General features: G+C 57.5%; 8 protein-coding genes. 7 read left to right on the top strand and 1 reads right to left on the bottom strand.

Annotated elements, in window-relative coordinates:
* Positions 1 to 45 precede the first annotated feature (45 nt).
* From ACI48J_RS21060 to ACI48J_RS21045, 4 genes are all read left to right on the top strand, one after another.
* Positions 46 to 1,659 carry an extracellular solute-binding protein gene (locus ACI48J_RS21060; RefSeq protein WP_326056245.1) on the top strand — a complete coding sequence of 538 codons (1,614 nt, stop codon included), beginning with the start codon at positions 46 to 48 and terminating at the stop codon, positions 1,657 to 1,659.
* Positions 1,660 to 1,673: 14 nt separating this feature from the next.
* Positions 1,674 to 2,948 (top strand): Gfo/Idh/MocA family protein, encoded by a 1,275-nt coding sequence (locus ACI48J_RS21055; protein ID WP_405080107.1) that lies wholly within the window; start codon positions 1,674 to 1,676, stop codon positions 2,946 to 2,948.
* Positions 2,949 to 3,110: 162 nt separating this feature from the next.
* Positions 3,111 to 3,734 carry an HAD-IA family hydrolase gene (locus ACI48J_RS21050; protein WP_405080106.1) on the top strand — a complete coding sequence of 208 codons (624 nt, stop codon included), beginning with the start codon at positions 3,111 to 3,113 and terminating at the stop codon, positions 3,732 to 3,734.
* Positions 3,735 to 3,875: 141 nt separating this feature from the next.
* Positions 3,876 to 7,541 (top strand): hypothetical protein, encoded by a 3,666-nt coding sequence (locus ACI48J_RS21045; protein WP_405080105.1) that lies wholly within the window; start codon positions 3,876 to 3,878, stop codon positions 7,539 to 7,541.
* Positions 7,542 to 7,666: 125 nt separating this feature from the next.
* On the opposite strand, the gene ACI48J_RS21040 is transcribed toward ACI48J_RS21045, so the two are convergent.
* On the bottom strand, positions 7,667 to 8,956 hold the full coding sequence (locus ACI48J_RS21040; RefSeq protein WP_405080104.1) for an alpha-L-fucosidase: 1,290 nt from the start codon (positions 8,954 to 8,956) through the stop codon (positions 7,667 to 7,669).
* Between the two features lie 344 nt (positions 8,957 to 9,300).
* Here ACI48J_RS21040 and ACI48J_RS21035 point away from each other — a divergent pair, with 344 nt between their 5' ends.
* The 3 genes from ACI48J_RS21035 to ACI48J_RS21025 are packed head-to-tail and all read left to right on the top strand — an operon-like array spanning position 9,301 to position 12,845.
* The gene (locus ACI48J_RS21035; protein ID WP_405080103.1) at positions 9,301 to 10,269 is read left to right on the top strand and encodes an ABC transporter permease; all 969 of its coding nucleotides are present in this window, start codon (positions 9,301 to 9,303) and stop codon (positions 10,267 to 10,269) included.
* Positions 10,270 to 10,287: 18 nt separating this feature from the next.
* Complete coding sequence (locus ACI48J_RS21030) at positions 10,288 to 11,196, top strand: carbohydrate ABC transporter permease (RefSeq protein WP_326054792.1); 909 nt, start codon at positions 10,288 to 10,290, stop codon at positions 11,194 to 11,196.
* 38 nt (positions 11,197 to 11,234) lie between these two features.
* On the top strand, positions 11,235 to 12,845 hold the full coding sequence (locus tag ACI48J_RS21025) for an extracellular solute-binding protein (RefSeq protein WP_405080102.1): 1,611 nt from the start codon (positions 11,235 to 11,237) through the stop codon (positions 12,843 to 12,845).
* Positions 12,846 to 12,965 lie beyond the last annotated feature (120 nt).

Here is a 12,965-nt window from a genome sequence, read left to right as displayed (position 1 = left end):
CACGATATTCGCGATAGTTACGATTAAACAAGGGAGGTAAACGAGATGAAGAGAAAGAGAGCGATGAAACTCGTATTGGCTTGCGCGCTGACGACGGCGGTGCTGTCCGGCTGCAGCAGCGGTGAGAAAGGCGCCGGGGAAAAGGCAGAGGCGAAAGGCGTGAATGCGACGGGGTTCCCGATCGTCCAGGAGCCGGTGACGGTCAACGCTTTTGCCGCCAAATTTTTCGCCAATGCCGACTGGAACAAATTGAAGCTGTGGCAGGAATACGAGAAGAAAACGAACATTCACATCAACTGGGAAACCGTCCAGAAGGACGCCCTGAAAGAGAAACGGAATCTGCTTATGGCGAGCAGCGGGTACCCCGACCTGTTTTACGCATCCGCTTTCTCGAAATCCGACTTGTTTAAATACGGCAAGCAGGGCGTGTTCCTGCCCCTGAACGACTACATCGATCAATATGCGCCGAACCTTAAGGCTCTGATGGAGAAATACCCGGTCATCAAAAAGGGCATCACCATGCCGGACGGCAAAATTTACAGCCTGCCGACTTTGTACGACCCGGAATTCCGGTCCGTTTTCTTCAATACCCCTTGGGTCAAAACGGAATGGCTGACCAAGCTGGGGCTGAAGGAACCGACGAATCTCGACGAATTTGCGGCGATGCTGAAGGCGTTCAAGCAGGGAGATCCGAACGGGAACGGCAAACCGGACGAAATCGCGTGGGGCGGAGTCGGGACGACGGGAATTGTCGGTTACCTGAGAGGTTCTTTCGGTCTGGGCAACCACGGTAACGCCAACCTGTATGTCGATACGGAGCCGGATTCGGGCAAAATCCGCTTTGTCCCCGCCGATCCGCGCTACAAAGAAATGCTGGAATACATTCACAAGCTGTATAAAGACGGCCTCCTGGAGCAGGATATCGCTTCCGTGAAAAGCGAGGAAGTCGACGCGAAGGGAACGGCCGGGCTGCTCGGAATCGTGGATAACGTAGACCCTGCGGCGATCTACAACCAGAAAGGTTACGCCGGCCTGCCTGTACTGAAAGGACCGCACGGCGATCAGCTCTATACGTATATCGGCTCGCCGCTCGGCAATATCGGGATGTTTATTCTGACCGATAAAGCGAAAAATCCGGCCGCTATGGTCCGGTGGATGGATTATTTTTACGGCGAGGAAGGCATCAAGATGTTCTTCATGGGCTGGAAGGACGACACGTACAAGGAAGAGAGCGACGGAACGGTCGATTACGTGGACGCCATCAAAAACAACAAAGACGGTCTCAGTCTCGACCAGGCGGTCAGCCAATACCTGATCTGGCCGGGCGGGTATTACCCGGGATTCGTCAAGCAGGCGTATTTCAAAGGAGCGGAAGGGCTTCCTACCTCCGTAGAGAATTCGAAGAAAGCCGATCCGCATGTACTTAAGCCGGAGGAAATCTGGCCGGCCTTCAATTTCACGACGGAAGAGCAGCAGGAATTGACGACGCTGGCCAATGACATCGAAACGTATGTCACGGAAATGAGAGACAAATTCATCGTCGGAGATGCGCCTATGTCCCAGTGGGACGACTATGTGGCGACCCTGAACAAAATGGGACTGGACCGCTACAAGCAAATTTATCAGGCTGCGCTGGACCGCTACTCCAAGAGCAGTTAAGGGAGAGAGAGAACATGAGCGAATTGACCGCAATATTAATCGGCGCGGGCGCCCGGGGAGCGGGCGGCTACGCCCCTTATGCCCTGGATTATCCGCATGAGCTACAGTTCGTTGCCGTGGCGGAGACAGATGCCGGACGCAGGGAGAAAATGGCGGAGAAGCACGGAATTCCGGCCGAGCACCGCTACGACACGTGGGAAGAGCTGCTGAACCGGCCCAAAATGGCGGATATCGCCGTCATCTGCACCCAGGACCGGATGCACTACGAGCCGACGATGAGGGCTCTGGCCGCCAAGTATCACGTGCTGCTGGAGAAGCCGATGTCCCCGGACCCGCGCGAGTGCCTGGACATGGAGCAGGCCGCCCGGGACAACGACCGGCTGCTCACGATCTGCCACGTGCTGCGTTACACACCGTTCTGGACGGCGGTCAAGACGGCCATCACGGAGGGGAGAATCGGCGAGGTGGTGTCCATCCAGCTCAACGAGAACGTGGGCTACTGGCATATCGCCCACAGCTTCGTGAGGGGGAACTGGAACAACTCGCACAAAGCCAGTCCGATGATCCTGGCCAAATCGTGCCACGACATGGACGTCCTGTCGTGGCTGATGGATAAGCCGTGCAGCCGGGTAAGCTCGTTCGGCTCGCTCATGCACTTCAACGGGGCGCACGCGCCCGAAGGCTCCGCGGACCGCTGCCTGGATTGCGCGGTGGAGCCGACGTGCCCGTATTCCGCCACGAGGTTCTATCTCAGCCGGGAATTCAGAGGCTGGGCCGGGCACTTCACGAGCGATCTGTCCAAAGAGAGCATCGTAAAAGGGCTGCGCGAGACGGACTACGGACGCTGCGTGTACCGCAGCGACAACAACGTCGTCGACCACCAGGTGGTGAACATGGAGTTCGAGGGAGGCGCCACGGCCATGTTCAGCATGTGCGGCTTTACGTTCGAACAGGAGCGCCGCATTCAGATCATGGGCACGCGGGGCGAATTGCGGGCGGAGGGCGATTCGATTATCGTCTACGATTTTCTGACGCATCAGAAAACGGAGATTACGATTCCCGCCCAGACGGCCGGACACGGAGGCGGGGACAGCGGCATCGTCCGCAGCTTCCTCCAGGAAGTGCGAAGCTACAGCGGCCAGGAAAGCCTCACCTCGGCGGCCGTCTCCGTCCGCAGCCATCTCATGGCCTTCGCGGCCGAAGAATCCCGTCTGAACGGCGGAGCGCCGATCGAATTGACGGAATACGCCCGGACGCTTGCGCAGAACGCGGGCGGACTAAGCGGCTAACCCGGCGGCCCGCCGCTTTTGCGACCGTTCGGCGTTGCGTTCCGGCGCGAAGGGCGTGTATGCTGGTAAAAGAACATAAGCGCCATAGCTGCTCAGGCGGCTGTGGCGCTTTTTTTGCCGTACGACTAAGAAAATTCCGGAACGGAAAGCGGGTGTCATGGCGTGAAACCGGTTCTCATTTTTGATTTCGACGGAACGATTGCCGATTCCAAAGAGCTGGCGGTGCGGCTTTTTAATGAAATGGCGGTTAAATTCGGCGGCAGGCGAATCGAAGACGCCGAGATCGGCGCGCTTTCGGGGTTGTCCGTACCCGACCGTCTGAAGGCGCTGAACGTGCCGCTTTTTAAACTTCCCGCTCTTCTGCTGGAAGCCAAACGAAATTACAAACAAGCGGCGGTAAGCCTGCAGCCGGCAGACGGCATGAAGGAACTGCTTATGGCGCTTAAAGAAGAAGGCCGCACGATGGGCGTCCTGTCTTCCAACACGGCCGGCAACATCCGGCATTTCCTTGACCTGCACGGGCTGGAGGTGTTCGATTTCGTCCATTCGGCAACGAATCTGTTCGGCAAGGACAAGGCGATCCGCGGCATGCTCCGTACCCGTTCGCTTCCGGCAGACCGCATCATTTACGTGGGGGACGAGCTGAGGGACGCCGAGGCATGCAGGAGAGCTGGAGTCACAATGGCGGCCGTCACCTGGGGCTTCGATTCCGAAGAGCTGCTGGCCGGAGCGGGGCCGGACTATGTGTGCCGTACGGCGGAGCAGCTGGCGGCCGTTTTGCGGTAAGGCAGAGCATATCAGGACAAGAAGGAAAGCATCTCCCGACAAAGACCCGGCTGCGCGACTGTGATAAGATCCTAAACATGTATGCGTTTACAATTTGATGGGCGCATCCTGAATAAGAGCAAGAGAAGGGAGAAATGAAAGTTGCGCAGGCATTCATTCTTATCCTGTTTACTGATCTTATCTCTACTCGCGGGGCTTCTCGGCTTCTCGGTTCCGGTCTCCGCAGAGGCGGGGACCGGCGAGGCTTCGGCCGGAGCAGCCGCATCTGTATCCGGACAAAGCGGAGCCGCGGCCGAGCCCGAAAATCTGGGCGTGCCGATCCAGTCGGCCCAGACCCTGGATGCGGCTTACGGAAAGGAGGACGGCGTCAACGTCGTATATACCACGGTTACGGGCAGCGCTTCCTCCGGCGAATTCGGCACGTTCAACGTGATCGACATCGACAACCAGAAGCTGCTCCGTTCGTTTCCGCTGGCCGGAATTTCGAACGCCTGGAGCCACCTGGTAACGCCCGACGGACGGGTGTTTATCGGCGCATCGTCCAAGATGTTCGTCTACGATCCGGCGCTGAAAAGCGTACGGGATCTGGGGGTTCCCATTCCCGGCACGGAGTCCATATGGTCGCTGACAAGCGACGAGAACGGCAACGTATACGGCGGCATTTATTCCACGTCCGCACGCGGCCGGATATTCAAAATCGATGCGGCCACGCTGGCCGTCAGCGATCTCCTCGGCGGAGCCCTCGATGACGGCACGGTTCCCGGAGACGACGGGAAGCCGGAGGATTACGTCCGGTCTATCGCCTATTATAAGGGTTTCTTGTATGCGGGAACGGCTTCGACGAACGGACGGGTATGGAAGGTTAATCCCGTCACTCTGGAGAAAACCCGGATCGAGCTTCCGGGATCGCCAAGCGATCCGATCTACAACGGAATGTATGACAAGATGAAATTCGTCTACGGATTAACCGTTGTGGATCACAATTTGTTTGTTTTTTTCAACGGTCCTCTCACCATGCACGTCTATGATCTGGACGCCCAGCAGTGGAAAGAGACCGCTTTTTCCGGAATCCGCGGGCTTATGGCGGTCACCGGGTACCGGAACGGCAAAGTGTACACGAGCAAACAGGATAAACAAATGTGGGAAATTGACGTCGCTACGCTGACGGAACGGCCGGCGATGCCGTTTGACGGCAGTATCCGAAGCAGCAAATGGATACAAGTGGCGAACCAGCCGGAGTTTCCGGCCGGAGCGATGGTAACGATCACCTATGACGGCCGGGTTGCGCTGTACGATCCGCCGAGAAAGCTGGTCAAAATTCTTCCGAGAGTGGTCCAGGGACTCGGCATTAACTTGCAGACTATCGAAACCGGTCCCGACGGGAAGATCTACATCAGCAGCTACATGGGCTCCGAAGGCGCCCAGTATGACCCGGCTTCCGGCAAGTTTACGCTTTTTCCGCTGGGACAATCGGAGGGAATCGGCCATGTCGGCGATAAGTTGTATTTCGGCGTTTATCCGAAAGCCGAGATTTTTGGCTGGGACACGACAACGCCGCTGCCGACGGCCAAAGGTCCGGACAAGCTTTTCGATATCGGGCAGGAGCAGGACAGGCCGTTCGTGCTGACCGAAGGTGCGGGCAAGCTGCTTATCGGCACGATTCCGGGCTATTCTACCTTCGGCGGTGCGATGACGATTTACGACCCGGCGGCTTCCGCGGCGAGCGGTAAACCAGAGATGGAAGTTTTCCGCAACGTCGTGCAGGATCAGAGCATTGCCGGCCTGCTTTACAAGGACGGGCTCATTTACGGCTCGACTTCCATTTCCGGGGGGCTTGGAGATGCCCCGAGCGGCGTGCGCGCCAAGCTGTTTGTCTGGGATATGGCGGCCAAAAAGAAAATTGCGGAGTGGGAGCCGCAAATCGCCGGTCTGGACTCCCTGCCGATGATCAGCGGCTTGACGCTCGGCAAAGACGGGCTTATCTGGGCGGCGGCGAACGGCATCGTGTTTGCTTTCGATCCGGTTACGCATGCGGTCGTCAAATCAAGAAATCTTTATCCGGAAGTGAAAAACTACGGAAAATGGCGTCCCGTCCATCAGCGCTGGACGACCGACGGTCTTCTCGTCACGGATGCGGGGGAGAAACTGACCGTCGTTGATCCCGTTACACTGGGCAGCACCAAGCTTTCGGACAAAACGGCCTTGTTCACGCTGGATGCGCAGAACCGGATCTACGCGGCGAGCGCGACGAAGGTGCTCCGTTACCCGGCCCCCGCGAAGCCGGCCGCTCCCGAACCGGAGCCTCCGACGGCTCCTGGCGAGGGCAGGTCCTATCTGGACGTGCGCAACGGCGGATTCGAGGAACCGGGCACGGACGGCACTATAATACCCGGCTGGTCCGTAAGAAGCTCCGGTACGGACGTTTCGTCCTTCGCGGTCACGGCCGAACAGAAGAAAGCCGGCGGCTCGAGCCTCAAGCTGACGGATGCGAGCACGACCGTTTCTTCCGCGCTCCAATCGGATCCGCTTACCGTATTGCCGGGCCGGGATTACGTGGCGAGCGTGCACGTGTTTCTAGGCAGTCCGCCCGTAAACCCGGCCACCGGCCAGTTCTTCAGCTCCAGCCGGACGTCGGCCGCTATCCGCTTTTACGATGCGGCCGGCAAAGAAATCGCCGGAGCCGGATTGTCCAAAAACATCGACGCGCCGCCGAAGCAGTGGGTTCCGGTGGAACTCGCCGGCAAAGCCCCTGCGAATGCCGCGGCCATGCGCGTCATTCTGCTCTGCTCGGCAGCCTGGGTGACCACGGCGTACTACGACGAAGTATCTGTCTATACGCCCGTGACGCCCGGCGAGCTGCCGACGGCCAGCGCCGAGCCTGCCGCCGCCGATGTACCGGCGGGCTCGGATGTGACGCTGTCGGTGCTGGCGACAGCGGGAGCCGCCGTCCTTGTCCGCGAAGGCGACAAGGTCGCGGCACAGGGAACGGGCGGGGGCGGCACGCCCGTTACGCTCACAATCCCTGCGCCCGCAGCAGGGAAGCACAGCTATACGGTGACGTCGGAGGTGCCCGGACTCGGCTCCAGCGGGCCGGTTCCCGTGCCGCCCGTCACCGTGCACGCACTGTCGGCGCTTGAAGCCGAAGCGCCGGAGGGCCTGCTGCAGGCAGGCGAATCCTTCCCCGTACGGACGTACGGGGTGTACGGCCCGCTGCGGACGGAAGTGACGGAGGAAGCCGTGCTGAGCACGGATTCGCCGGAGATCGTCCGCGTCGCGGGGAGCACGGTGACCGGCCTGGCCAGAGGAACGGCCGCCGTCAAGGTCTCGTTCGGCGGCCGGGAGACGCGGCTGACGGTCACGGTCACCGACTACGAGCTGCAGGCCGTTGAACTGGAACTGCCGAAGACCACGCTGGTCATGCACGAGTCTTTGCAGGCCTCCGTGTACGGAGTTTACCGGAACGGGATACCCGGCGGGGAGCTGAAAAAGCCTCTGTCCGGCGGCGTCCGTCTCACCGCTAAGCCTGCCCAGAGGGTGACCGTAAACGGGCTGACGGTAACCGGAAAGTCGCCGGGAACGACCGTGATTACGGCCGAATTCGGCGGAAAAAGCTCGCAGGCTCAGCTTACCGTCATTCCGAAGGGACACGGAAAGCGTGATGGATTCCCGGATGAGCGCCTAAGCGAGAACGAGCGTGAGAGCGGGAGCGGTAGCGGGTACGGAAGCGGAAGCGGGAGAGGGAACGCCAACGCAAACGCAAACGTAAACGCAAATGCCCGCACGGAAGCGTATGAAGATCTGCACTAACGTGAGAGCTATACGCATACTTTTGAATAAAGAACGCCTGATCTGCCGGAATCGGCGGATCGGGCGTTCTTTATTCGTTCGCGAGGGGGTCATCCCGAACAGGAGGGCTGCCCCGCCGTCACGGCCTAATTATGGGTAACGACCGCCCCGGAACCGCCGTACATGTCCAGCTCGTCCTCCAGTTCGATTTTCAGCACGGTTACATAGTCATGGGTATCTTCCGCTGTCAGATGGATCCAGATGGTTCCCGGTATCCGGAACCAAGGCACGCCGCCGTGGATGTCGTACGTAAGCTCTTTGCCCGAATGCAGAACGGTAATCGTGCGGATTTTGCTGGAAAGCCCTTTGAGGCAGACCGATTCTTTCGGATCGTCGTACACGAACAGATACAGCGTTTTTTTATCTTTGGACAACGTGCTGCCCCCCGGATAATAGCGGGTGAGAATGCCTTCCCGCGTTCCGTAAACGGCTTCTTTATGAGCCCGGATCCAGCTTCCGAGTCCCAGCAAAATTTGCTCCTGCCTGGGATCGACGGTGCCGTCTTCCTTGGGTCCGATATCGAGCAGCATATTTCCGCCCATGGAGATGCAGTCGCAGAACATCCGGATGATCTGATGCAGGGATTTATAATGGTTGTCGTCCGGAACGTAGCCCCAGGAGCTGTTGATCGTCGTGCAAAATTCCCAGGCGCCCTCGGGTCTCGTAATCGGAAGCCCCTGCTCGGGGGTTTTATAGTCCCCGTGTCCTTGCAGACGGGAATTGATCATGATCTCGGGGTTGAAGGAGAGCAGGTAGTTTTTAAAAGCGGGCAGGTTCCACTGCTCGGCGCTCCGTTCCCAATCCCCGTCGAACCAGAGCAGATCCACTTTCCCGTAATTCGTCAGAAGCTCCCGCAGTTGTTCATTGTTAAACGTCAGAAAGCGCTGCCATTTTTCTTCGTCCTGAACGCCGTCCGCAGGGCTCGAGAAGGGGTTGGCCCGACCCGGGTCCTCGGGAACTCTGCCGCCCTCGTAGACGCTGGGATAATCGGGATGGGACCAGTCGATCAGGGAGAAGTACAGGCCCAGCCGGATTCCTCTTCGGGTTACCGCATCGGCGTATTCCCGGATGATGTCCCGGCCGGCCGGCGTGCTTTTGACCACATTGAGATCGCTGGCCTGCGTATCCCACAAAGCGACGCCGTCGTGATGCTTCGTTGTGAGGACGGCGTATTTGGCGCCGGACTTCTCGATCAGATCCGCCCATTTGTCCGCATCAAAGTTCCGGGCCGTAAAGCCGCCGAGCTGCTTCATATAATCCTCGTAAGAAATGCGCCCGTTGTAGAAGGACCACGACTCGGCGATTCCGTTGACCGCATAAATCCCGTAATGAATGAAAATCCCCAGCTTCGCGTCCTCGAACCACTGCTGTACCATCTGTTATCCTCTCCTTTTCGCGTAACGATTCTTAAGCAGTATCTCACATTCCGCAGGCGCTGGATTGATGTGGTTTTTGACGTCCGTTTGCGGAGAACAAGAATAACCAACCGCCTGTTTCGGGAGGATTGGTTATCTTTGCGCTCAGGGAATCCGAAGCGGGCGAATCCCGCCAAGAATATGTCTTTTTTGTTATCCAAATGCCGGAAGACGCGAGTTTACTCCCTAACGGAGCAGGCCGCCACGAATGATGTAGGGATTGAAAATGACATATTTACGGACTCCCGCTCCGGGGGATACACTTTTGAAAACGCTACCAAAAATAAACGGAAAGGAGTGATACGATGCAGGCAAAAGCAAGCATCCGCACGGCAGGCACGGCGGGGCGCCCGAAAGCGGGTACAGAAAGGAAGCCGGTCTGGAAACGGATGGTTTTAAACTGGGAACTGTACGTGTTTATCGCCCCGGCGTTTCTTTACTTTCTTATTTTTCATTACGGGCCCATGTACGGCATCCTGATCGCCTTCAAAAATTTTATTCCTACCAAAGGAATATGGGGGAGCCCCTGGGCCGGATTCGATCATTTCGTCCATTTTTTCGAATCGTATTATTTCTGGGATCTATTGTGGAACACGCTGAGCATAAGCTTGTACGATCTTGCCGTCGGGTTTCCGGTTCCGATTCTTCTGGCGCTTGCTTTTAACGAAGTGAGGGACGGATTTTTCAAACGGATGGTGCAGACCGTCACGTACGCCCCACATTTTATATCCGTTGTCGTCATGGCCGGAATGATCATTACGTTCCTGTCGCCGTCTACGGGAATTCTGGTGCATCTGATCGGGAAGCTCGGCTTCGAGGCCCCGCAGGTTTTGACGGACCCGAACTGGTTCAAAACGATGTATGTGTTTTCCGGAGTGTGGCAGAGCGCCGGCTGGGGAACGATTATTTACCTGGCGGCTTTGTCCGGCGTGGACCCGCAGCTGCACGAGGCGGCCATCATCGACGGCGCCTCGAGATTCCAGCGCATCCGGCACATTAATATCCCGACGATCGTACCGACGATGACCATTCTGCTCATTCTGAATATGGGAAGCCTCTTCGGAGTCGGGTTCGAGAAAATCCTGCTGCTGCAAAATCCCCTCAACATGGAGGCGTCGGATGTCATTTCCACCTTCGTCTACCGTTCGGGCCTGGTCAACGCCCAGTACAGCTTCTCGGCGGCGGTCGGGTTGTTCAACTCCGTCGTAAGCGCCGTGCTGCTGGTGACCGTGAACCAGATTGTCCGCCGTACCAGCGAGAACAGCTTATGGTAAAAGAAAGGAGGGAGCCGGATGAGCTCGACCGTTAAAGATACGGCGCAGGATAAACTGTTCCTGATCAGCACGTATGTCTATGTTGCGATTGCCCTCATTCTAGTGGCTTATCCCCTGATTTATATTTTGAGCGCTTCGGTCAGCAATCCGAAGTATGTCGGCTCGGGCGAGATGTGGCTGTTTCCGAAAGGGCTCACGTTCGAAGGATACCAGATCGTTTTTGCCAACACGAAAATCTGGATGGGGTACGCCAACACGATTTTGTATACGGTGGTCGGGACGGCCGTTAACCTGCTCGTCACGATTCCGGCGGCGTATGCGCTCAGCCGCAAAGATTTTGCGGGACGCAACTTTTTTATGGGCATGTTTATGGTGACGATGTTTTTCGGAGGCGGCCTTGTGCCCACGTATCTGCTCGTCAAGGGTCTCGGGCTCATGAACAGCATGTGGGCGATCATTTTGCCTTCTGCGGCGTCCATCTGGAACATCATCGTGTCGAGGACGTTTTTTCAAACTTCCATTCCGAAGGAACTGCAGGAAGCGGCCCAGATCGACGGCTGCACGAATATGCGGCTGTTCCTGAAAATCATCCTGCCGCTTTCGATGCCTATCGTGGCCGTTATGGCGCTATTTTACGGAGTCGGCAACTGGAACAGCTACTTCTCGGCCCTGATTTACCTGCATGAAGAATCCAAGTATCCGCTTCAGCTGATTTTGCGCCAGATTCTCGTGCTTCAGGAGATGTCGGCCCAGACGGGCGGCTCGCTGGATGCCTCGACGGCTTCCGCGCTCAACAATAAAGCCGAGATTGCGGCGCTCGTCAAATATGCCGTCATCATCGTGTCCACGCTGCCGATTATTGCGATCTATCCGTTTCTGCAGCGCTATTTCGTGCAAGGCGTCATGATCGGTTCCGTTAAGGGCTGATCTTGCCATACACCATTTACAAGGGGAGGATTTTATTTATGAAAAAAGTGTTGAAGTCAGGCTCGCTTATGCTCGGTCTTACGCTTGCGATAGCAGGTCTGTCCGCCTGCGGCTCCGCCGATAAAGCCGGGGAAGCGGGGACCGGGAAAAATGCCTCCGATGTGAAAAAGGACGGGTTCCCGATTGTCGATAAACCGATGACAATGACCTTGATGGCTCCCGATGTCGGGGTGCAGGACTGGAATAAAATGCAGGTCATGCAGGAGATGGAGAAACTGACGGGCATCAAGATGCAGTACCAGAACGCGCCGATCGACAGCTTCGATTCGAAGAAAAACCTCGTGTTCGCCAGCGACAGCCTGCCGGACGTGTTCTTCGGGGCGGACATCAAGCCGGCGGAGCAGGTAACGTACGGCAGCCAGGGCGTGCTCCTTCCCCTTGAAAACCTGATCGACAACTACGCGCCGAACTTAAAGAAAATCCTCGATGAGCATCCGGAGATCCGCAAAAACATGACGACTCCGTCGGGCCATATTTACGCGCTGCGCACGATCGACCTGTCGGCGGTCTGGTACCGCGGACCGATGTGGTACAACGGCAAATTCCTGAAGGCGCTGGGCATGACGAAGCTGCCGGAGACGACGGAAGAGCTCTACGCGTACCTCAAACGCGTGCAGGACGAAGACCCGAACGGCAACGGCAAGAAAGACGAGGTTCCGCTGACCTCCGTTAAACTCGACGACCTGCGGATGTTTTTCCTCGGGTTCTGGGGCATCTACGACGAGGTTATTTATGCCGACAAAGCGGGCAAGGTTCATTACACCCCTCAGGAGGAAGGCTACAAAGGGTATTTGACGTTCTTGAACCGCTTGTGGAAAGACAACCTGCTCGATCACGAGACGTTCTCCCAAACCGACGAACAGAAGAAAGCGAAAGGCAAAAACAACCGCGTCGCGCTGTTCAGCGATTACTACCCTTACTTCACGCTGGGCACGGAGCCGGACGAGAGCAACCCGATGATGAAGCCGGTCAAGAGCGAAGTGCCGGATTCACCCGTTTACGGCAAACACCCGGGCATTTCATCCAACGGAACGTTCGCCATCACGAAGAGCAACCCGAGTCCGGAAGCGGCCATGCGCTGGGTCGATTATATGTACGGGTACGAAGGCGGCACGCTGTTCGCCCAAGGTCCGGAGGATGTGCTCTGGAAGTACACGGACAAAGAGAAGCACGTGAAGGAGTGGAAGCCCGTTCCGGGCGGCGGCGACCGCGAAGAATACAGAGGCACGCTGACGCCGAATTACGGCATTCTCGTGCCGGGAGCGGCCAGCAGCGAGCTGTCCAAAGGGCTGAAAACCGATTTCGATAAATGGATCGACAAGGAAAACGAAGAGAAGCTGACGCCGATCGCCAAAATCCCGTTCCCGAGCGTCTTCCTGACGGAAGAAGAGCAGGCGGAAGTGACCCGGCTTAAATCCGATCTGGATACGTACGTCAAGCAGATGGAAGCGAAGTTCGTAACCGGCCAGGAACCGCTGGCGAACTGGGATGCCTATGCGGGTCAGCTCAAGAAAATGGGCAGCGACAAGATCGCGGGCATCTATCAGGCGGCGTACGACCGCTGGAACCAGAGCAGCGGGAAGAAGTAGAGCCTGGCGAATGCCCGGACGCTGCCACATGCCGAACGGGCAGCCGTTCGCCGGGAGCTTGACCAGGGCTTCGCTTCCTTCGTTAGGCGGACAATCGCCGCCACACGTCGGCTGTCCTTG

Source organism: Paenibacillus chitinolyticus, from assembly GCF_045038035.1.
Taxonomy (GTDB): Bacteria; Bacillota; Bacilli; order Paenibacillales; family NBRC-103111; genus Paenibacillus_F; species Paenibacillus_F chitinolyticus_A.
Note: the sequence above shows the minus strand (reverse complement) of the source record. Positions and strands in the feature narration are given on the sequence as shown.